Source organism: Streptomyces sp. NBC_01235 (assembly GCF_035989285.1).
In the GTDB taxonomy this organism is placed as follows: Bacteria; Actinomycetota; Actinomycetes; order Streptomycetales; family Streptomycetaceae; genus Streptomyces.
Map to the genome: position 1 here is coordinate 3109100 of NZ_CP108513.1, position 19166 is coordinate 3128265.

22 protein-coding genes are annotated in these 19166 nt (G+C 70.1%); 9 read left to right on the top strand and 13 right to left on the bottom strand.

The genetic code is table 11. The features are described 5' to 3' along the window. Positions 1-300: 300 nt before the first annotated feature. Entirely contained in the window at positions 301-1200 is a 900-nt protein-coding gene (gene dapA, locus OG289_RS13470) for a 4-hydroxy-tetrahydrodipicolinate synthase (protein WP_327314243.1), read from the top strand. A 294-nt stretch (positions 1201-1494) separates the two neighbouring features. Here dapA and OG289_RS13475 read toward each other — a convergent pair whose 3' ends face one another. Continuing rightward, positions 1495-2190: an IMP cyclohydrolase gene (locus OG289_RS13475; RefSeq protein ID WP_327314244.1), complete on the bottom strand. Its 696-nt coding sequence runs from the start codon at positions 2188-2190 to the stop codon at positions 1495-1497. Between the two features lie 243 nt (positions 2191-2433). Between OG289_RS13475 and OG289_RS13480 the strand changes: the two genes are divergently transcribed. Then, complete coding sequence (locus OG289_RS13480) at positions 2434-2898, top strand: hypothetical protein (protein WP_327320667.1); 465 nt, start codon at positions 2434-2436, stop codon at positions 2896-2898. 48 nt (positions 2899-2946) lie between these two features. Here the strand turns inward: OG289_RS13480 and dapD are convergent, their stop codons facing one another. The 4 genes from dapD to OG289_RS13500 all read right to left on the bottom strand — a co-directional run bounded on the left by dapD (position 2947) and on the right by OG289_RS13500 (position 5605). Next, entirely contained in the window at positions 2947-3936 is a 990-nt protein-coding gene (gene dapD / locus OG289_RS13485) for a 2,3,4,5-tetrahydropyridine-2,6-dicarboxylate N-succinyltransferase (RefSeq protein WP_327314245.1), read from the bottom strand. Positions 3937-3989: 53 nt separating this feature from the next. Further along, a complete protein-coding gene (locus OG289_RS13490; protein ID WP_327314246.1) occupies positions 3990-4610 on the bottom strand; it encodes a TetR/AcrR family transcriptional regulator in 621 nt (206 codons plus the stop codon). After that, a complete protein-coding gene (locus OG289_RS13495) occupies positions 4610-4930 on the bottom strand; it encodes a DMT family transporter (protein WP_327314247.1) in 321 nt (106 codons plus the stop codon). Before OG289_RS13495 ends, OG289_RS13490 begins: the two co-directional genes overlap by 1 nt. 417 nt (positions 4931-5347) lie before the next feature. Then, positions 5348-5605: a hypothetical protein gene (locus tag OG289_RS13500; protein WP_327314248.1), complete on the bottom strand. Its 258-nt coding sequence runs from the start codon at positions 5603-5605 to the stop codon at positions 5348-5350. On the opposite strand from OG289_RS13500, the gene OG289_RS13505 reads away from it, so the two are divergent. Further along, positions 5592-5996, top strand: coding sequence for an AbfB domain-containing protein (locus tag OG289_RS13505; protein WP_327314249.1), 405 nt, complete (start codon positions 5592-5594; stop codon positions 5994-5996). The genes OG289_RS13500 and OG289_RS13505 overlap by 14 nt on opposite strands. Before the next feature lie 60 nt (positions 5997-6056). Here OG289_RS13505 and OG289_RS13510 read toward each other — a convergent pair whose 3' ends face one another. Genes OG289_RS13510 through OG289_RS13545 form a run of 8 tightly spaced genes read right to left on the bottom strand, consistent with a single transcriptional unit; the run spans position 6057 to position 12642 of the window. Further along, the gene (locus tag OG289_RS13510; RefSeq protein WP_037743875.1) at positions 6057-6389 is read right to left on the bottom strand and encodes a metal-sulfur cluster assembly factor; all 333 of its coding nucleotides are present in this window, start codon (positions 6387-6389) and stop codon (positions 6057-6059) included. Further along, positions 6386-6853 (bottom strand): Fe-S cluster assembly sulfur transfer protein SufU, encoded by a 468-nt coding sequence (gene sufU / locus OG289_RS13515; RefSeq protein ID WP_327314250.1) that lies wholly within the window; start codon positions 6851-6853, stop codon positions 6386-6388. The genes OG289_RS13510 and sufU overlap by 4 nt, the downstream gene beginning before the upstream one ends. Before the next feature lie 19 nt (positions 6854-6872). Next, complete coding sequence (locus OG289_RS13520; protein ID WP_327314251.1) at positions 6873-8129, bottom strand: cysteine desulfurase; 1257 nt, start codon at positions 8127-8129, stop codon at positions 6873-6875. Then, positions 8126-8890 (bottom strand): Fe-S cluster assembly ATPase SufC, encoded by a 765-nt coding sequence (sufC, locus tag OG289_RS13525; protein ID WP_327314252.1) that lies wholly within the window; start codon positions 8888-8890, stop codon positions 8126-8128. The genes OG289_RS13520 and sufC overlap by 4 nt, the downstream gene beginning before the upstream one ends. 7 nt (positions 8891-8897) lie before the next feature. Beyond that, the gene (locus OG289_RS13530; RefSeq protein WP_059197330.1) at positions 8898-9215 is read right to left on the bottom strand and encodes a non-heme iron oxygenase ferredoxin subunit; all 318 of its coding nucleotides are present in this window, start codon (positions 9213-9215) and stop codon (positions 8898-8900) included. After that, the gene (gene sufD, locus OG289_RS13535) at positions 9215-10432 is read right to left on the bottom strand and encodes a Fe-S cluster assembly protein SufD (RefSeq protein WP_327314253.1); all 1218 of its coding nucleotides are present in this window, start codon (positions 10430-10432) and stop codon (positions 9215-9217) included. The genes OG289_RS13530 and sufD overlap by 1 nt, the downstream gene beginning before the upstream one ends. Before the next feature lie 57 nt (positions 10433-10489). Continuing rightward, positions 10490-11911, bottom strand: a complete 1422-nt coding sequence (sufB, locus tag OG289_RS13540; RefSeq protein WP_030677270.1) for a Fe-S cluster assembly protein SufB — start codon at positions 11909-11911, stop codon at positions 10490-10492. Beyond that, positions 11908-12642, bottom strand: coding sequence for a helix-turn-helix transcriptional regulator (locus tag OG289_RS13545; protein ID WP_327314254.1), 735 nt, complete (start codon positions 12640-12642; stop codon positions 11908-11910). The genes sufB and OG289_RS13545 overlap by 4 nt, the downstream gene beginning before the upstream one ends. Positions 12643-12825: 183 nt before the next feature. On the opposite strand from OG289_RS13545, the gene OG289_RS13550 reads away from it, so the two are divergent. From OG289_RS13550 to OG289_RS13575, 6 genes are all read left to right on the top strand, one after another. Further along, positions 12826-13638 carry an aminoglycoside N(3)-acetyltransferase gene (locus OG289_RS13550; protein ID WP_327314255.1) on the top strand — a complete coding sequence of 271 codons (813 nt, stop codon included), beginning with the start codon at positions 12826-12828 and terminating at the stop codon, positions 13636-13638. Positions 13639-13715: 77 nt separating this feature from the next. Continuing rightward, positions 13716-14102 carry a response regulator gene (locus OG289_RS13555; protein WP_327314256.1) on the top strand — a complete coding sequence of 129 codons (387 nt, stop codon included), beginning with the start codon at positions 13716-13718 and terminating at the stop codon, positions 14100-14102. Then, on the top strand, positions 14102-14476 hold the full coding sequence (locus OG289_RS13560; protein ID WP_327314257.1) for a response regulator transcription factor: 375 nt from the start codon (positions 14102-14104) through the stop codon (positions 14474-14476). The genes OG289_RS13555 and OG289_RS13560 overlap by 1 nt, the downstream gene beginning before the upstream one ends. After that, positions 14473-15579, top strand: a complete 1107-nt coding sequence (locus OG289_RS13565; protein WP_327314258.1) for a HEAT repeat domain-containing protein — start codon at positions 14473-14475, stop codon at positions 15577-15579. Before OG289_RS13560 ends, OG289_RS13565 begins: the two co-directional genes overlap by 4 nt. Beyond that, positions 15576-17069, top strand: coding sequence for a glycosyltransferase family 2 protein (locus OG289_RS13570; RefSeq protein WP_327314259.1), 1494 nt, complete (start codon positions 15576-15578; stop codon positions 17067-17069). The genes OG289_RS13565 and OG289_RS13570 overlap by 4 nt, the downstream gene beginning before the upstream one ends. Then, positions 17066-19153 carry a sensor histidine kinase gene (locus OG289_RS13575; RefSeq protein ID WP_327314260.1) on the top strand — a complete coding sequence of 696 codons (2088 nt, stop codon included), beginning with the start codon at positions 17066-17068 and terminating at the stop codon, positions 19151-19153. Before OG289_RS13570 ends, OG289_RS13575 begins: the two co-directional genes overlap by 4 nt. Positions 19154-19166: the final 13 nt, after the last annotated feature.

The following is a 19166-nucleotide window of genomic DNA, read 5'->3' on the forward strand; positions in this document are numbered from 1 at the left end:
GGGTTCCGCCTCCTCTCGATTCCGGTCCTCTCGGTCCGGTCCTCTGGGTTTCCGGAAACCCGGGTACCCCGGCCGGCCTGCGCCACCCCTGCGCGGCGGGCCCCTCCGGGAGTGCGCTCACCGCGCCCGGACCGACCGGCTCCGGAGCCGGCCCCTCCGGGCGCCTCCGCGACCCCCGCCCCCTCTCCCCGCCACCCGGGCGAACGACGCGGGGAACCGAAGAACTCCGTAGCAATTCTTATCAATACACTGCATAAAAATTAAGTAGAGCTTCTCTTTGGCTCGGCCGACACTACCCCCATGGCAACCATCTCTTCCGCGCTCCCTCCCTTCGGCCGCGCCCTCTGCGCGATGATCACGCCCTTCACCGGATCCGGCGCGCTCGACCTCGACGGTGCGCAGCGGCTCGCCGACCGGCTGGTGTCGGCCGGCTGCGACGGACTGGTGCTCTCCGGGACGACGGGCGAGTCGCCGACCACCTCGGACGCCGAGAAGGCGGAGCTGGTGGCGGCGGTGCGGGAGGCGGTGGGCGGGCGGGCGTCGATCGTGGCGGGGGTGGGGACCTTCGACACCCGCCACACCGTCCATCTCGCGTCGGACGCCGAGAAGGCCGGCGCGGACGGGGTCCTCGTCGTCAGCCCGTACTACAGCAGGCCACCGCAGGACGCCCTGGAGGCACACTTCCGGGAGATCGCGGACGCGTCCGGGCTGCCGGTCATGCTGTACGACATCCCCGGCCGCACCGGCACGCGCATCGAGCCCGACACCCTGCTCCGGCTCGCCGAGCACCCTCGGATCGTCGCGGTGAAGGACTGCTCCTACGACTTCCTCGGCGCCCAAAAGGTGCTCTCCCGCACCGAGTTGGCGTACTACGCAGGCTGCGACGAGCACAATCTCGCGCTGTACGCGGTCGGCGCGGCGGGCTATGTCAGCACGGTCGCGAACGTGGTCCCGGCTCAACTCCTCGCCGTCCTGGACGCGTTCGACGCGGGCGAGACCGCCGAAGCCGCCCGCCTCCAGCAACGGGCCACGGAGCTGGTGGAGTTGATGATGGCCTCGGGGCTCCCGGGCGCCGTCACCGCCAAGGGGCTCCTGGGCGACCTGGGCCTGCCCTCCGGCCCGGTCCGGGCGCCGCTGCGGCCCGCCGACCAGGGAACGGTCGACGGGCTGCGCGCGGCCTACGGACGGCTCATGGCCTGAGCGGATCTCCTGGGGCCGGTGTCCCGAGCACCGGGCGAGGGCCGGTCAACGGTCCGCGAAGACCGGCGTCCAGCGTCGCTGTTTGCGCTCATCACCGACCGGCAACGCAAGACTGGACCGAGGAAGCCATCCAACGGATCACCACCGAGAACACCGGCCTCAAACAGCGCGTTCGACAGCTCACGGCTGACAACCGCACCCTCGACGAGCGGCTCAAGGCCGCCCGCTCCAACCTGCTTCCACGGCCGGCGCGTCGCCGACCTCGAAGCCCGGCTCGCCTCTCCCGGCGGCTGATCACACCCGAGCAGACGCCTCGTGGCGGATGGCGGCGTCGGCCAGCCGGCCCGGCTCGAAGACCGCCACCGCCACGCGGAGCTCCGGGACCAGCGCGCCCCAGAGCTCCTCGAGAAGCTCGTCCCTGTCGGCAGCATCGGTCCGGACTTCGAGGAACGGCTCGCCGGTCGCGACCACGCGGCCGTCGGAGCGGTACGTCGTCATCAGCACGGCATCCCCCGGTTCCAGATCCCGGACCGCGAGCGTCAGCACGTCCGCCGCAGTCCTGCCGCCGCGGCTCCGTCGCGCGGCACCGAACCACGCCTCCCGCCCCGAGCGAAGGTCCGCCACCACGGTGACACGGGGTGTGAAGATCGGCGGGTCGGGCTCGTACTCCAGCCCGCCCAGCGCCTCGACCGGGCTTTGAGCTTCCTGCAGGCGGTCGGACACCACGGCGACCTGCTCGCCGTTACCGAAGACCAGCCACCCACCCCGCTCGCGGGCCGCGACATAGTGCCGAAGAGGATCGTGCTCCGATTCACCGGTCGGCGAGACGATCAGTTCTCCCTCGCCGCGGCTGACGGCGCGGGCTTTGGAGGCCGCGCTGCGTCCAGTCAGGAAGTAGCCACCGCACAGTGCGCCGCTGAGCGTCCTCGCCCACAGCACACCCCGCCCCGGATAGCGGTTCCCTGTCACAACCTCGTGCACCTGATCCACCGGGCCGCACACTCCTCTGTCTGCTCGAACGCGAAGAGCAGGTTCTCCGCGACACCATCCAACCGCAACGGCGTCCGTCTTGGCCGGGCAGGCTCTGTCGCCCTATGACCAGGCCGTCCTGACAAACACTCGGAAGAGCGACAGCGACGGGTACCGAGTTGGCGTCACGGACATGTGCTCTATGACTCGTCGCAGTTCAGAGCAGGTTCATGAACTCCTGCGGTCGGTGAGGTCGACGGTCCCCTGAATCCGTATGCCGCCAAGCCCTCGAAGCGGTCGGCGGGGCATACGACGATCAGGACGTCCGTGGGCCGTGAGCGGCCGTTGCGGGTCCGGCTGCACCCCGGGCACGGCGCCGCCCAGCGCCGCCTGCCCTACGACCTGTACTGGGCCACGACCTGGATGGCCGAGGCCAACCGCTGGATCGCGCCCCTGGTGGGGCTGCCCGAGCTTCCGTACGTCGACTTCGGCGCGGTGCTGTTCGCCCACCGGGCCGACGGCGCCCACTGGAAGACGGAGACGATCGTCGCCCACGCGGCGGGCCGGCCCTTCGCCCGGGTGGACGACGAGCAGTCCCCCGCCGACGCGGCGTACGTCACCGCACACCACCCCGCGCCGGCCCTGCTGCACCACGTGAGCCCACGCCTCGGCCTGCGCGAGGAGGACTTCACGGCGCTGGCGGGGTTCGCGGCGGCGCTGCCCGCATGACAGAGCGCCCTCCCGCCGACGGCGGGAGGGCGCTCGGCGCGGCGGGTCTCAGTTGTGGCTGTGCAGGATCTCGTTCAGGCCGCCCCACACCGCGTTGTTCGGGCGGGCCTCGACCGCGCCGGTGACCGAGTTGCGGCGGAAGAGGATGTTGGAGGCGCCGGAGAGCTCCCGGGCCTTGACGATCTGGCCGTCGGGCATCGTGACCCGGGTGCCCGCGGTGACGTAGAGGCCGGCCTCGACGACGCACTCGTCGCCCAGCGCGATGCCGACGCCCGCCTCGGCGCCGATGAGGCAGCGCTCCCCGATGGAGATGATCACGTTGCCGCCGCCGGAGAGCGTGCCCATCGTGGACGCGCCGCCGCCGATGTCCGAGCCGTCACCGACGATGACGCCCGCGGAGATGCGGCCCTCGACCATCGAGGTGCCGAGCGTGCCCGCGTTGAAGTTGACGAAGCCCTCGTGCATGACCGTGGTGCCCTCGGCGAGGTGGGCGCCGAGGCGGACCCGGTCGGCGTCGGCGATCCGCACGCCCTTGGGGGCGACGTAGTCCGTCATGCGCGGGAACTTGTCGATGGAGGTGACCTGGAGGTGCAGGCCCTCGGCTCGGGCGTTCAGGCGGACCTGCTCGACGTCGTCGACGGCGACCGGGCCGAGCGAGGTCCAGGCGACGTTGGCGAGGTGGCCGAACATGCCGTCCAGGCTCTGCCCGTGCGGCTTCACGAGCCGGTGCGAGAGCAGGTGCAGGCGCAGGTAGACGTCGTGCGCGTCGAGCGGCTTGTCGTCGAGCGAGGCGATGACCGTGCGGACCGCGACCACCTCGACGCCCCGCCGGGCGTCCGGACCGATCGCCTTCGTCGCGCCCGCGCCGAGCAGCTCCACTGCCTTCTCGGCGGACAGGCGCTCCGTGCCCGACGGGCCGAGCTCCGCGAAGAGCGCGGGCGCGGGGAACCAGGTGTCGAGAACGGTGCCGTCGGCGGCGATCGTGGCGAGGCCGGCGGCCGCGGCGCCGGTGGTGCGGGGAGCAGTCGTGTCGGTCATGAGGGCAACCTAACCGGCGGGGGGCCGCAGAGGCCAACCCGCACAGCGGTGTCTCAGGTAGCGGGCTTCGACCCCCCGCCGACCTCGTGGGTTCCCTCCGGGAACCGGGCGGGCAGGCCCGGCGGGCCGTCCGCGGCCGGGGGGACGAGCCGCGCCAGCGCCTCCCGTGCGTACTCCTCGTCGTAGGGCGTGTCCGTCAGCAGCACCTGCAGACAGATCCCGTCCATCAGCGCGACCAGCGCGCGTGCGGTGAGGGGGTCGGTGCGGCGGGCGAGGAGGGCGGCGAGGTCCTCTGCCCACTCGGCGGCGACGGGGCGCAGCGCGGGGCGGCGCAGGGCGGCCAGATAGAGCTCGTACTCCAGCTCGACGCCGGTGCGGTCGCCCGCCAGCCACCCGCCGAGCAGTCCGGCCAGTTCGGCGGGCAGGTCGACGCGCGGGTCCGTCAGTCCGCCGTGCGCCGCGACCGCCTTGGCGAAGCCCTCTCCCGCCTGCCGCAGGGCTGCGGTCATCAGCTCGTCGAGGGTGGCGAAGTGGTAGGTGGTGGAGCCGAGGGGCACGTCCGCCTCGGCGGCGACCGAGCGGTGGCTCAGCCCGGCCAGCCCCTTCTCCCCGACGACCCGGATCGCCGCGTCGATGATCCGCTGCCGCCGCTCGGGGTCGTGGCGGCGGGGCATCAGTGCGCACCCCCGAGGTTCAGCACGACCACTCCCCCGACGATCAGCAGGACGCCGGCGACCTTGGTGAGTGTCAGGGACTCCCCGAACAGGGCCAGCCCTATGACGGCGATGGCCGCGGTGCCGATCCCGGACCAGATCGCGTACGCGGTGCCGATCCCGACGGTCTTCAGGGTCTGGGCGAGGAGAAGGAAGGAGACGACATAGCCGACGGCCGTGAGCAGTGAGGGCCAGAGCCTGTGGAAGCCGTCGCTGTACTTCATGGCGGTCGTCGCGGCCACCTCGGCGGCGATGGCGGCGGCCAGCGTCAGATATCCCATGTGTACGAGCGTACACAACGATGCGTACACCTGTACACACGAGTCACCACAAGGCGTCACGAGGCGACCATTTTGGCCACCCCCACGGGGCGAGGATTCAAAAGCGTTATGGAAGGCGCTCGGCCAAACGGATGAACGCGAGCCACAGGTTCCACTACTGTTTCACCGTTCACACACCGGGCCATCGCAGCCGCGGCCGCCGCCAGGAGCGCCGCTGGAGGAACAGCGCATGCCAGAAAACAAGTCCCGGCCGCCTCAGGAGCAACCCTGGGAGAACGGCTGGGCCCCGGACACCTCCCGGGCACCCGGAACACGACGTCTGTGGTTGGCCGGCGGCCTCGCCGTGGCCACCATCGTGGCGTGCGTGACCGCAATCGCCTTGAACGACAAGCCTGTTGACGAGAAGTCGGAAGCTCGTCAGGGACAGACACTGTCGGACGACGAGACGGCGGGCGGCCTGATCTCCTTCGCCACGCCTTCCGTGAGCGGATCGGCGACACCGGAGGGGAACAAGCCGAGCTCGTCCGCGTCCGCCTCGCCGAAGCCCTCCTCCTCCCCCAGTCCCCAGGGCAGTTCGTCGCCGCACACCTCGGCCAAGCCCTCGGCGTCGCCGACGAAGAAGCCTTCCGACCCCGAGCCGCCGGCCACCACACAGCGGTCGGTGCAGGCGGTCAACTACCCCGACCGTTACTGGCATGTGAGCGACGGTCTGGTGAAACTCGATGCGCCGCGCGGCTCGGAGTCCCGCGAGGACTCCACCTTCACCGTGGTCAAGGGGCTGTCCAACAGCTCCTGCTACACGTTCATGACGCACGACGGCACGTACCTGCGCCACCGCGACTTCGTCCTGCGCGCCGAACGCAACGACGGCTCAACGCTGTTCAAGCAGGACGCCACCTTCTGCCCCGGATACTCGGGGTATTCGGGCGCGGTGATGCTCCAGTCGGTGAACTACCCCAACTACGCGCTGCGCCACAAGAACTTCCAGCTGCGCCTGGACCCGTACGGCTACAACACGACCAACCGGGCGGACTTCTCCTTCCGCTTGGTGGACCCGCTGGGCTGAGACGCACACGAAAGCGGCGGCACCCCGGGCAGGGTGCCGCCGCTTTCGTGTGCGGTGATCTCAGACGTTGAACCCGAGCGCCCGAAGCTGCTCACGGCCGTCGTCCGTGATCTTGTCCGGACCCCACGGCGGCATCCAGACCCAGTTGATGCGCAGCTCGTTGACCAGGCCGTCCGTGGCGGACTTCGCCTGGTCCTCGATGACGTCCGTCAGCGGGCAGGCCGCCGAGGTCAAGGTCATGTCGATCGTCGCGATGTTCGCGTCGTCGATGTGAATGCCGTAGATCAGCCCGAGGTTGACGACGTCGATGCCCAGTTCGGGGTCGACGACGTCGTACAGCGCCTCGCGGAGTTCCTCCTCCGAGGCCGGCTTCATCTCAACGGTCTCGCTCATGCCGTCTTCCTTTCGGCGTCGGCTCCGCCCAGGGCCTGGGCCGTCGCGTCCTTCCACGCCATCCAGCTGAGGAGGGCGCACTTGACCCGGGCCGGGTACTTGGAGACGCCGGCGAACGCGACCGCGTCCTCCAGCACCTCCTCCATCGCGTCGTCGGGCTCGATCCGGCCCTTGGACTGCATCAGCTCCAGGAAGGTCTCCTGGATCTTCTGCGCCTCGGCCAGGTCCTTGCCGACCAGGAGGTCGTTCAGGACGGACGCGCTCGCCTGGCTGATGGAGCAGCCCTGGCCCTCGTAGCTGACGTCCTCGATCCTGGTGCCGTCGTACCTCACACGCAGGGTGATCTCGTCGCCGCAGGTCGGGTTCACGTGGTGCACCTCGGCGTCGCCATCGCGCAGACCACGCCCGTGCGGGTGCTTGTAGTGGTCCAGGATGACTTCCTGGTACATCGAGTCCAGCTTCATGCGTTTCCTCGCCAACCCCTCAGCCGAAGAAGTTCCGTACGTGCTCCAGACCGTCGACCAGAGCATCGATCTCGGCCGGCGTGGAGTACAGATAGAACGACGCTCGCGTGGTCGCGGGAATTCCGTAGCGCAGGCAGACGGGGCGGGCGCAGTGGTGGCCGACCCGGACCGCGATGCCCTGCTCGTCCAGCACCTGGCCCACGTCGTGCGGGTGGATGTCGCCGAGCGTGAAGGAGATCGCCGCACCCCGGTCCTCGGCCGTCGCCGGGCCGATGATCCGCAGGTCGGGAACCTCGCCGAGCCGCTTCACCGCGTACTCGGTGAGGGCGTGCTCATGGGCGAGGATCTTGTCCATGCCGATCGCGGACAGGTAGTCGATGGCAGCGCCCAGCCCGACCGCCTGCGCGACCGGCGGGGTGCCCGCCTCGAACTTGTGGGGCGCCGGGGCGTACGTCGACGAGTGCATCGACACGGTCTCGATCATCTCGCCGCCGCCGAGGAACGGGGGAAGGTCCTCGAGCAGCTCCTGACGGCCCCACAGGACGCCGATGCCGGTCGGGCCGCACATCTTGTGGCCGGTGAAGGCCACGAAGTCGGCCTGGAGCGCCTGCACGTCCAGCGGCATGTGCGGTGCGGCCTGCGAGGCGTCGATGCAGACGAGCGCGCCGACCTCCTGGGCGCGGCGCACTATCGCCTCGACCGGGTTCACGGTGCCCAGGATGTTCGACACCAGCACGAAGGAGACGATCTTCGTCTTCTCGGTGATGATCTCGTCGATGTTGGACAGGTCGAGCCGCCCGTCGTCGGTGAGGCCGAACCACTTCAGCTTCGCGCCCGTGCGCTGCGACAGCAGCTGCCACGGCACGATGTTGGAGTGGTGCTCCATCTCCGTGATGACGATCTCGGTCTCGTGGTCCACGCGGTAGGGCTCGTCGGCCCAGCCCAGCATGTTCGCCACGAGGTTGAGCGACTCGGAGGCGTTCTTGGTGAAGATCACCTCGTCGCGGCTCGGCGCGTTGACGAACGCGGCGACCTTGTCGCGCGCGCCCTCGTACAGCGCCGTTGCCTCCTCGGCGAGCACATGCACACCGCGGTGGACGTTGGCGTTGTAGCGCTCGTAGTACTCGTTCAAGGCGTCCAGTACCTGGCGCGGCTTCTGCGAGGTCGCCGCGTTGTCCAGGTACACGAGCTTCTTACCGTCGTGGACCTGGCGGTCCAGGATGGGGAAGTCCTTGCGGATCGCCTCGGTGTCGAGGAGGCCCGGCAGCTGTGTCACGCGGATACGCCACCCTTCGTGTAAACCTCGTAGCCCTCGTTCTCCAGCTTGTCGGCGAGCTCGGCGCCGCCGGACTCGACGATCTTGCCGGCGGAGAAGACGTGGACGAAGTCCGGCTTGATGTAGCGCAGGATGCGCGTGTAGTGCGTGATCAGCAGGGTGCCGACCTCGCCGGTCTCGCGGACGCGGTTGACGCCCTCGGAGACGACCCGGAGCGCGTCGACGTCGAGGCCGGAGTCGGTCTCGTCGAGGATCGCGATCTTCGGCTTGAGCAGCTCCAGCTGGAGGATCTCGTGGCGCTTCTTCTCGCCGCCGGAGAAGCCCTCGTTGACGTTGCGCTCGGCGAAGGACGGGTCCATGGAGAGGCGCTCCATGGTCTCCTTGACCTCCTTCACCCAGGTACGGAGCTTGGGGGCCTCGCCGCGGATGGCGGTGGCGGAGGTGCGCAGGAAGTTCGACACGGACACACCGGGAACCTCGACGGGGTACTGCATCGCCAGGAAGAGGCCGGCGCGGGCGCGCTCGTCGACGGACATCTCCAGGACGTCCTCGCCGTCGAGCAGCACGGTGCCCTCGGTGATCGTGTACTTCGGGTGGCCCGCGAGGGAGTAGGCGAGGGTCGACTTGCCGGAGCCGTTGGGGCCCATGATGGCGTGCGTCTCGCCCTGCTTCACGGTCAGGTCGACACCCTTGAGGATCTCCTTCGTGGCGTTGTCGGCCTCGACGGTGACGTGCAGGTCTCGGATTTCAAGCGTTGCCATGGGTGCCTCAGGACTCCTGGGTGAGGGAGACGAGCACGTCGTCCCCTTCGATCTTTACGGGGTATACGGGGACGGGGCGCGTCGCGGGAAGGCCGGACGGCTTGCCGGTGCGCAGGTCGAAGCTGGAGCCGTGCAGCCAGCACTCGATCTGGCAGTCCTCCACCTCGCCCTCCGAGAGCGAGACGTTCGCGTGGGAGCAGATGTCGTGGATGGCGAACACCTCCCCCTCGGTTCGGACGACCGAGACCGGCGTGCCGTCGAGTTCCACCCGCTTCGGGGTGTCCTCCTCCAGCTCGCTCAGCCCGCAAGCGCGTACGTAGGCCATCAGACGGTGGCCTCCAGCTCGGTCTCGATCCTGGCGAGCAGGCGCTCCTCGATGTCGTCGACACCGATCTGCTGGACCAGTTCGGCGAAGAAGCCGCGGACCACCAGGCGACGGGCCTCGTCGGCCGGGATGCCGCGGGCCATCAGGTAGAAGAGCTGCTCGTCGTCGAACCGGCCGGTGGCGGAGGCGTGACCGGCGCCGACGATCTCGCCGGTCTCGATCTCCAGGTTCGGAACGGAGTCGACCCGGGCGCCGTCGGTCAGCACCAGGTTGCGGTTCATCTCGTAGGTGTCCGTGCCCTCGGCCGTGGCCTCGATGAGCACGTCGCCGATCCACACCGCGTGCGCGGCGTCGCCCTGGAGGGCGCCCTTGTAGACGACGTGGGACTTGCAGTGCGGGACGTTGTGGTCGACCAGCAGGCGGTGCTCCTGGTGCTGGCCGGCGTCCGTGAAGTACAGACCGAGCAGCTCGGCCTCGCCGCCGGTGCCGGCGTACGCCACGCGCGGGTGCAGACGGACGAGGTCGCCGCCGAAGGTCACGACGACCGACTTGAAACTGGCGTCCCGGCCGATGAGGGCGTTGTGCTGGGCCACGTGCACGGCCTTGTCGTCCCAGTCCTGGATGGAGACGACGGTCAGCTTCGCGCCGTCCCCGAGGATGTAGTCGACGTTGGCGGCGACCACGGCGTCACCGGTGTGGTCGATGACGACGACGGCCTCGGCGAAGGCACCCAGCTCGACGACCTGGTGGCCGTAGGAGACCCCGCCCTCGCCGTGCACCGCGATACGGATCGGCTCGGTGAGCACCGTCTCCTTGGGGACGGTGACCACGCCGGCCTTCTCGAACGCGGAGTACGCCTGGGCGGCGACCCGGTCCACGGGGGTACCCGCCCTGCCGAGCCGCGGGTCGTCACGGTCCACGAGTTCGACGGTGACGCCCTCGGGGGCCTCGACGGCGACCTTGACGCCCTCGCCGGACGCGACGGCGCTGCCGTCGTGCAGCCCGCGCAGCCGCTCCAGCGGGGTGAACCGCCACTCCTCCTCACGGCCGTGGGGGACCGGGAAGTCCGCGACGTCGAAGGACGGGGGCGCGCTCATGCGCGTGGCGACGGTCGACTCGGCGGCCACCGCGATCTGGCCGGCGGTGGTACTGCCCACCGGTAGGGGTCCCCCCGCCCGAGCGGATTCGAAGGTGGGGGAGTTCTGAGCCTCAGCCATGGCTGTCGGTCTGCTCGCTTTCTTACGTGAGTGGCTTGATGGGACGGCGGTCGGGACTTAGCCGACCGCGCCTTCCATCTGGAGCTCGATCAGCCGGTTGAGCTCGAGGGCGTACTCCATGGGCAGCTCCTTCGCGATGGGCTCGACGAAGCCGCGCACGATCATCGCCATCGCCTCGAACTCGCTCAGACCACGGCTCATCAGGTAGAAGAGCTGGTCCTCGGAGACCTTGGAGACGGTGGCCTCGTGGCCCATGGACACGTCGTCCTCACGGACGTCCACGTAGGGGTACGTGTCGGAGCGGGAGATGGTGTCGACGAGCAGCGCGTCGCACAGCACGTTCGACTTGGAGCCGTGGGCGCCCTCGCCGATCTCGACGAGACCGCGGTAGGACGTACGACCGCCACCACGCGCCACCGACTTGGAGACGATGTTGGAGGAGGTGTTCGGCGCCATGTGGACCATCTTGGAGCCGGCGTCCTGGTGCTGGCCCTCGCCCGCGAAGGCGATGGAGAGCGTCTCGCCCTTGGCGTGCTCGCCCATCAGGTAGACGGCCGGGTACTTCATCGTCACCTTGGAGCCGATGTTGCCGTCGATCCACTCCATGGTCGCGCCCTCGTACGCCACGGCGCGCTTGGTGACCAGGTTGTAGACGTTGTTCGACCAGTTCTGGATGGTCGTGTAACGGCAGCGGGCGTTCTTCTTGACGATGATCTCGACCACGGCGCTGTGCAGCGAGTCCGACTTGTAGATCGGGGCCGTACAGCCTTCGACGTAGTGCACGTAGGCGCCCTCGTCGACGATGATCAGGGTCCGCTCGAACTGGCCCATGTTCTCCGTGTTGATGCGGAAGTAGGCCTGGAGCGGGATCTCCACGTGCACGCCCTTCGGCACGTAGATGAAGGAGCCGCCCGACCACACGGCGGTGTTCAGCGACGCGAACTTGTTGTCGCCGACCGGGATGACGGTGCCGAAGTACTCCTTGAAGAGCTCCGGGTGCTCCTTCAGCGCCGTGTCGGTGTCGAGGAAGATGACGCCCTGCTCCTCCAGGTCCTCACGGATCTGGTGGTAGACGACCTCCGACTCGTACTGGGCCGCGACACCGGCGACGAGGCGCTGCTTCTCCGCCTCGGGGATGCCGAGCTTGTCGTACGTGTTCTTGATGTCCTCGGGCAGGTCCTCCCAGGACTCCGCCTGCTTCTCCGTGGAGCGCACGAAGTACTTGATGTTGTCGAAGTCGATGCCCGACAGGTCCGAGCCCCAGTTCGGCATGGGCTTCTTCTCGAAGAGGCGCAGGCCCTTCAGACGAAGCTTGGTCATCCACTCCGGCTCGTTCTTCTTGGCGGAGATGTCCCGGACGACGTCCTCGTTGATGCCGCGCTTGGCAGAGGCACCGGCCGTGTCGGAGTCGGCCCAGCCGTATTCGTACTTACCCAGGCCCTCGAGTTCGGGGTGGGCAGTCTCCGTGGGGAGAGTCATGCGGGGTTCCTCCCGGCCGTGCTTGCAGATGCGTTGTGGGAAATCTTGGGGATGAACGTCGTGCAGACGCCGTCGCCGTGGGCGATGGTCGCCAGTCGCTGTACATGAGTGCCCAGCAACTGCGAGAAGATCTCGGTCTCCGCCTCGCACAGCTGCGGGAACTTCTCGGCGACATGGGCGACGGGGCAGTGGTGCTGGCACAGCTGCTCGCCGACCGGTGCGCTACGCGCCGTAGCAGCGTACCCGTCCGCACTCAGGGCCTTGGCCAGGGCTTCGGTCCGCTCCTCGGGGGCGGCGGCCTCGACGACCTCGCGGTACGCGGCCGCCTGTTCGGCGATCCTGGCGCGTGCGAAGGCGACGACCGCCTCCTCCCCGCCGAACCGCTCCTGGATCCAGCGCAGGGCGTCCGCGGCGAGCTTGTCGTAGGACTGGTCGAAGGCGTCACGGCCGCAGTCGGTGAGGGCGAAGACCTTGGCGGGGCGCCCGCGGGTCCGCGCTCCGTACACCCGCTGCTCACGGGCCTCCACGACGTCGTCGGCGACCAGTGCGTCGAGGTGACGGCGCACGGCGGCGGGAGTGAGCCCCAGCCGTCCGGCCAGCTCGGTCACGGTCGACGGCCCGTGGCCCAGGATGGATCGCGCGACCCGGTTGCGCGTCGAGCGCTCACCGGTCGCGTGCTCCTCCTGGAGGGTCCCCGTGGGGGTCTCCCGAGCCTCGCCGACGTTTTTCACAACGCCATTGTTGCGTAATTCCTCAGAGGCAGGCAAGCCGCGTCCGGACGGCCGGGCGGTGCCCTGCATCACTTAGGCATACCTAATGTGACCTGGAGAAACGATCTTTGATCGATCAGAGCGAGGGCGGCGGCCGATTAAATCACTGGCCTGCCAAGCCCCCGTCGGGGACACTGCCGGACCATGCCCACACCCCCTCCCACCGGCCCACTTGTCACCCGGAACAGCCTCGCCACGGAGCTTTGCGCGCTGGGTGTCGAACCCGGAGAAATCCTCCTCGTCCATTCCTCGCTCAGTTCGCTCGGCTGGGTCTGCGGAGGCGCCGTCGCGGTCGTGCGCGGACTGCTGGACGCGCTCGGTCCGGATGGCACGATCGTGGTCCCCACCCAGTCCGGGGACCTGTCCGATCCGGCGGTGTGGGGCAATCCGCCGGTGCCCGAGGCGTGGTGGGAGACGATCCGGGCCACCATGCCCGCCTTCGACCCCCTCGTCACCCCCTCCCGCGGCGTCGGAGTGATCCCGGAAACGGTCCGCACCTGGCCCGGCGCCCTGCGCAGCGCGCACCCGCAGACGTCGTTCGCGGCGCTCGGGGCCCGCGCGGCGGAGATCGTGGACGGGCACGCGCCGGACTGCCGGCTGGGCGAGCACAGCCCGCTGGCCCGGCTGGAGAAGCTGGGCGCGCGGGTGCTGCTGCTGGGCGCCGACTACGGCACCTGCACCGCCTTCCACCTCGCCGAGTACCGCATACCGTCGCCGCTCGTGCAGGTGGGCCGGCCGGGCTCCGCGGGCTGGGAGGTGGTCACCGAGGTCTCGATCACCTCCGACCGGTTCGACGAACTGGGCCACGACTTCGAACGGGACCGCCCCATCACCCGGGGGAAGGTGGGCGCCGCCGACGTACGGCTGTTCCCGGTGGCGGACGCGGCGAGGTACGCCCAGCGGTGGCTGGGACTGCACAGATCTCGCGAGGAAGAGGTGGCGTCCGAAGGCTCCTGAGGGCCATGAGCCCGGTGTGGCAGAAGTGGAGAATTCCTCCTACTTTGTAAGAACTGCCGCACTCGGTCGGGATGGCGATGAACTCTCAGCACGCACGCGTACACGTTCTGCTGGTCGAGGACGACCACGACGTCAGCGCCCTGCTGGAGCGGCATCTCAGCGGTCTGGGATGTCGGGTGACCATCGCGGACTCGGGCGAGGAAGGGCTGGACCTGGCGTTCGCCGACCCCCCGGACATGGCCATCGTCGACATACTGCTGCCCGGCATCGACGGGCGCGAGGTCATCCGCCGACTGCGAGCGGACGAGCGGAGCAAGCGGTGCCACCTCGTCGTGTCGTCCGTGCTCGACCCGGAGGATCTGTCCGAGCTCGCGACCGACGAGATACTGACCAAGCCGTTCCGGCAGGCGGCGGTGGCGCGGCTCCTCGACTCCTACCGGAGCTCCGTATCGCAGGAGGAGTAATGGCTCGTGTCCTGATCGCCGACGACGACGCCGACATTCGGGACCTCGTGGCGTTCAAGCTGGTCCAGAGCGGTCACCAGGTCACCGCCGTGGAGGACGGCATGGCCGCGCTGCGCACGGTGCGCGAGCAGCCGCTGGATCTCGTACTCCTCGACATACGCATGCCGGGGCTGTCGGGGCTGGACGTGTGCCGGGAGCTGCGCGCCTGCGACGACACCGCGTCACTGCCCGTCATCCTCATCACAGCCCGGTCCCAGGAAGGAGACGTCGAACTCGGCTTCGCCGCGGGCGCCGACGACTACATCGTCAAGCCCTTCAGCCCGCGCGAGCTGTCCAGCCGGGTCACCGCGGTGCTCACCCGGGTCGAGCGGTGATCCCGGTCCCCGTCGGCCTCGTCACCGGCGCACTGCTGGGCCTGCTGGCCGTCGGGCTGGCGCTGGGCCTGCTGATCGCGGGGATCAGGGGTGTCCGGACGTACCGCAGACGCAGACACGAGCGGATCGCGGCGCCGGTGCGCGCGCTGCTGCTGGAACTGCTGTGCGCCCCGGCCGACGAGCAGAGCGAGCTGCTGGACCGCATCGCGCGGATCGACCGGCGGACCTGGGCCGCGCTCGAGCCGACGGTGACCTCGATGCTGGCCAAGGTCACCGGTCGAGCGCGCGCGGCACTGGTCCTGCTGTGCGAGCGGCGCGGGTCCGCGGTGGCCGCCGCCGCCGACCTGAGCAGCCGCAGAGCGCCCCGGCGGGGGCGCGCCGCACACGTGCTGGGACAGCTCGGTCACCGGCCGGCGATCCCGGCGCTGTGCCGTCTGCTGGACGACCGTGACCAGGAGGTGCGGCTCGCGGCGGCGCGGGCCCTGGGCCGCATGGGTGATCCGGTGGCCGTACCGCGGCTTCTGGGGAGCCTGCACGGACCGCGGGCCGTCCCCCCCAAAGTGGTCACCGCGGCGCTGACGTCGCTCGGCTCCGAAGCGTGGTCCGGCGTCGCGGCGGGGCTGCGGGACCAGGTGCCCCTCGTCAGGGCGGTGGCCATCGAGGTGCTCGGGGTGACCGGCGCCCTGGCGCAGACCCCCGGGATCGTCCGGGCGCTGCGCGAGGATCCCGACACCGAGGTCCGCATCCGGGCGGCTCGCGCACTGGGCAGGCTCGGCATGCCCGAGGGCCTCGCACCGCTGCTGGCCGCCATCGGGCCCGGCCGGCCCGGCGCCCTGCGCATTGTGGCCGCCGGGTCCCTGGGCAGTCTGGGCGCCGCCGCCGCGACGGTCCCCCTGACGAAGCTGCTCGGCGACGCCGACGCCCATCTGGCGAACACCGCGGCGCGAGCGCTGCTGCGGTTCGGCCCGACGGGTGAGGCGGCGCTGCGTGAGACCGCGGACGGCCGCCCCGGCACACCGGCCGCCGCCCAGGCCAGGGCCGCGCTGGCGGAGCGGGCCGTCGGAGGCACCCGCCACGACGTCCTGGTCGAGGTGACCCTGTGAGCGCGGCGGGCGTGCAGATGTGGGACGGACTGCTGGGCACGTTGCACGGGGTGATCGCGGTGTGCGACGCCGCCGTCATCCTCTACTTCCTGGCCGTCAACACCGGCTATCTGGTGCTGATCCTCCTCGCTCTCGCGGAGCTCGTCCGAAGGATGCGCCGGGCCTCCTTCGCCGGTTACGAGGACGTCGCCGGCAGCCCCTTCACTCCGCCGATATCAGTGATCATGCCCGCCTACAACGAGGCGGCGGGCATCACGGAGGCCGTGCGCGCCATGCTCCTGCTGCACTATCCGGTGTTCGAGGTCGTCGTCGTCGACGACGGCTCCACCGACGGCACGCTCGACGCCCTCACCCACGCGTTCGACCTCGCCGCGGTGGATCACGTCGTACCCGAGGACGTCCCCGTGCGGGGCGCGGTCACCTCGCTGCACCTGCCCGCGGGAGGTCCAGTGCCGCTGGTGGTGGCCCGCAAGGCCAACGGGGGCAAGGCCGACGCGCTCAACGTCGGGATCAACCTGGCGCGCTATCCGCTGCTTTGCATGGTGGACGCCGACTCCATCCTCGACTCCCAGGCCCTGCTGGCCGTGGCCAAGCCGTTCAGCGACGACCCGCTGCGCGTGGTGGCCAGCGGTGGTGTGGTCGGCATCGCCAACGGCTGCACCGTGGAGGCCGGACGCGTGGTCGAGGCGCACACCCCCACGGACCTGCTCGGACGTGCGCAGGTCGTCGAGTATCTGCGCGGCTTCTTCCTCGGCCGTACCGGATGGTCCAAGGTCGGCGGACTGCTGATCATCGCCGGCGCCTTCGGCCTGTTCCGGCGGGACGCGGTGGTGGCGGTGGGCGGCATGGACCCGGACTGCATCGGCGAGGACGCCGAACTCGTCGTCCGCCTCCACCGGCACCTGCGGGAGCGGGGCCGCCGCCACGGCGACTACCGCATCGTCTTCGTCACCGAGCCGATCTCCTGGAGTGAGGCCCCCTCGGGGCTCCGCGTCCTGGGGCGCCAGCGGCGGCGGTGGCATCGCGGTCTGACGGAGATCCTGCTCAAGCACCGCCGCATGATCGGCAACCCGCGTTACGGCCGCGTCGGTCTGCTGGCCCTGCCGTTCTACGTGCTCTTCGAGCTGCTGGCCCCGCTGGTGGAACTGGCCGGACTCGTTCTGGTGCCCCTGGGCGTGCTGATCGGCGCGGTCGACGTGGAGTTCCTGTGGCGTTTCCTGCTCGCCGCCTACGCCTACGCGATGGTGGTCAGCCTGGTGTCGGTCGCCGTCGAGGAGTACGCCTACCACCGCTTCTCCCGGTGGCGGGACCTGTGGGGTGCGTTCGTGGGCGTGGTCGTCGAGAACATCGGCTACCGCCAGTTCACGGCATGGTGGCGACTGCGCGGCCTGTGGGACGCGCTGCACCGGTCCCCGCAGGTGTGGGGTGCGATGACCCGCAGCGGATTCGGCCCGAGCGAGCGGGTCGGGCAGGGCGGGAACCGCCCATGAGGATCACCGGCGACCGCGTGGCAGGCCGGCTGACCGGGGCCTTCGGCCTGCTGATCGCTCTGCTTCTGCTTCTGGGGGCGGGGGCCCTGACCGCGGCCCTGGTGGTGGACCGGATCCATGACGAGGTCGTCACGCAACTGGAGCCGGTCGCCTGGGACAACCTGCGGGTGCGTGAACAGGCCACCCGGATGCACCGGGCCGTGCGCACCCATCTGCTCACCGGCCGCCCGGCGGAGCTGAACGCCTATCGCCAGGCGCGCGACGAGCCTTTCGCCACCCTGGCCGCGGCCGGGCGGGACGCCACCGACGCGACCCGGCGGAATCTCGCGACGCAGGACCGGCAGCTGCGCGACTACGTCCGTACAGCCGACGAGCAGGCGAAGGCCGCACGCGGCAGCGCTCCGGCGGCGGTGCTGACCGAGGAGGCCGCCAGGCGGTTCGCGGCCTTCGACGCCACCAACAGACGGCTCGACTCGCAGCTCACCGGAGCCATCGAGCGTGACGAGGACCGGGCCGACGCCGTCCTCGGAGGCAGCATCGTGGGCATCGGCGTCCTGCTGGCGGCAGGCGGGACCATGGCCGTCTTCGCGGCGGTGCACACCACGCGTGCCCTGACCCGGCCGCTGCAGAGCACCGCCCGGACCCTGGACCGGCTCGCCTCGGGCGACCACGCGGCGCGGGCGGAGGAGAAGGGACCGGAGGAGATCAGAGCGTTGGCGCGGTCGCTGAACGCGCTCGCCGACGAGAGCGACCGGCTGCGGGCGATCGAACAGGAGCGCACCAGACTGGCACGGACCGCACGGACCGTCGGTGTCCGCATCCGGGAGCACCTCAGTGTCGAGGAGCTCCTCGACACGGCCTGCGCCGGTATCGGTGAGGGGCTGGAGGCCGAACATGCCTTCGTCCTGGTCACCGAGGAGGACAGCCCTGTCGTACGCACGGCACGCGCCTGGAGTTCCGAGGCGGGGCTGCTCCCCCCTGAGGAGCAGCCGATCCCGCCCGTTCCCCTCGAAGTGGTGCTCGAGCACCACCGGCGGGGAACGGCCTGGTGCCACAACGATCTGCCCGCCGTGCTGGCCGAGGGAGCACCGCTGCCGGGGGCTCCGGGCTCCTTCGGCGAGGCCGGTCTGCCACTGGACGCCCGGGCGGCGGCCGAGAAGCTGGGCATGGTGGGTGTTCTCGTCGTCCCGGTCGGCGTCGGCGACGAACCGTTCGGCGCCCTCTTCCTCGCGCGCGGCCGGCGGGATCGTCCGTGGCGGCCGGTGGAGATCGAGATCGCCGAGTCCATGGCCGCCGGAGTCGGCCGCGCGCTGCACAACGCGCTGCTCTACGAGAGGGAAACACACCTGGTCGAGAAGCTGCGCGCTTTGGACAAGGCCAAGAGCGACTTCCTGTCCACCGTCTCCCATGAGCTGCGCACTCCGCTGACCAGCATCGTGGGGTACATCGAGTTGCTGAAGGACGAGGAGACCGGGCCTCTCACCTCTCCGCAGCGGCGCATGCTGGACGTCGTCGACCGCAACGCCAACCGGCTTCGGGCGCTCATCGAGGACCTGCTGACCCTGTCGCGCATCGAGTCGGGGGCGTTCAGCTCCAGGAAGGAGCCGGTCGACCTGGTCCGGCTGGTGGCGTCGGCGACCGACGCCGTCCGGCCGGCCGCCGAGGCTGCCTCCATCACCCTGGAGACGCACTGCCCGTCCCAACCTCTGGTGCTGGAGGCGGACAGCGACCAGCTGGACCGGGTCCTGATGAACCTGTTGTCCAATGCGGTGAAGTTCACCCCGAAGGGCGGGAAGGTCGCCGTCCGCGCCGACGCCTGGGACGGTGAGGCTGTGCTGAGCGTCAGCGACACCGGCATCGGCATCCCCGCGGAGGAGCAGGAGAGGCTCTTCCAACGGTTCTTCCGCGCCTCGAACGCCACAGACGCGGCCATTCCGGGCACCGGTCTGGGGTTGACGATCGTCCGCACCATCGTCGCGAACCACGGGGGCGTGATGGAGGTGGACTCCGAGGAGAACCGCGGCACGACCTTCACCGCCCGGCTGCCGATCGTCGCTGCGGACGAGACGGCCTCCTCGTCCTGAGTCACACCCGCCG

Bases quoted from the DNA above. Each gene is read 5' to 3' on its own strand.
- OG289_RS13510 (WP_037743875.1), bottom strand. From the start codon at position 6,389: ATGAGCGAGACCGTTGAGATGAAGCCGGCCTCGGAGGAGGAACTCCGC.
- OG289_RS13555 (WP_327314256.1), top strand. From the start codon at position 13,716: ATGAACTCTCAGCACGCACGCGTACACGTTCTGCTGGTCGAGGACGAC.
- dapA (WP_327314243.1), top strand. From the start codon at position 301: ATGGCAACCATCTCTTCCGCGCTCCCTCCCTTCGGCCGCGCCCTCTGC.
- sufC (WP_327314252.1), bottom strand. From the start codon at position 8,890: ATGGCAACGCTTGAAATCCGAGACCTGCACGTCACCGTCGAGGCCGAC.
- sufU (WP_327314250.1), bottom strand. From the start codon at position 6,853: ATGAAGCTGGACTCGATGTACCAGGAAGTCATCCTGGACCACTACAAG.
- OG289_RS13560 (WP_327314257.1), top strand. From the start codon at position 14,102: ATGGCTCGTGTCCTGATCGCCGACGACGACGCCGACATTCGGGACCTC.
- OG289_RS13575 (WP_327314260.1), top strand. From the start codon at position 17,066: ATGAGGATCACCGGCGACCGCGTGGCAGGCCGGCTGACCGGGGCCTTC.
- OG289_RS13530 (WP_059197330.1), bottom strand. From the start codon at position 9,215: ATGGCCTACGTACGCGCTTGCGGGCTGAGCGAGCTGGAGGAGGACACC.
- dapD (WP_327314245.1), bottom strand. From the start codon at position 3,936: ATGACCGACACGACTGCTCCCCGCACCACCGGCGCCGCGGCCGCCGGC.
- OG289_RS13490 (WP_327314246.1), bottom strand. From the start codon at position 4,610: ATGCCCCGCCGCCACGACCCCGAGCGGCGGCAGCGGATCATCGACGCG.
- sufB (WP_030677270.1), bottom strand. From the start codon at position 11,911: ATGACTCTCCCCACGGAGACTGCCCACCCCGAACTCGAGGGCCTGGGT.
- OG289_RS13495 (WP_327314247.1), bottom strand. From the start codon at position 4,930: ATGGGATATCTGACGCTGGCCGCCGCCATCGCCGCCGAGGTGGCCGCG.
- OG289_RS13550 (WP_327314255.1), top strand. From the start codon at position 12,826: ATGCCCACACCCCCTCCCACCGGCCCACTTGTCACCCGGAACAGCCTC.
- sufD (WP_327314253.1), bottom strand. From the start codon at position 10,432: ATGGCTGAGGCTCAGAACTCCCCCACCTTCGAATCCGCTCGGGCGGGG.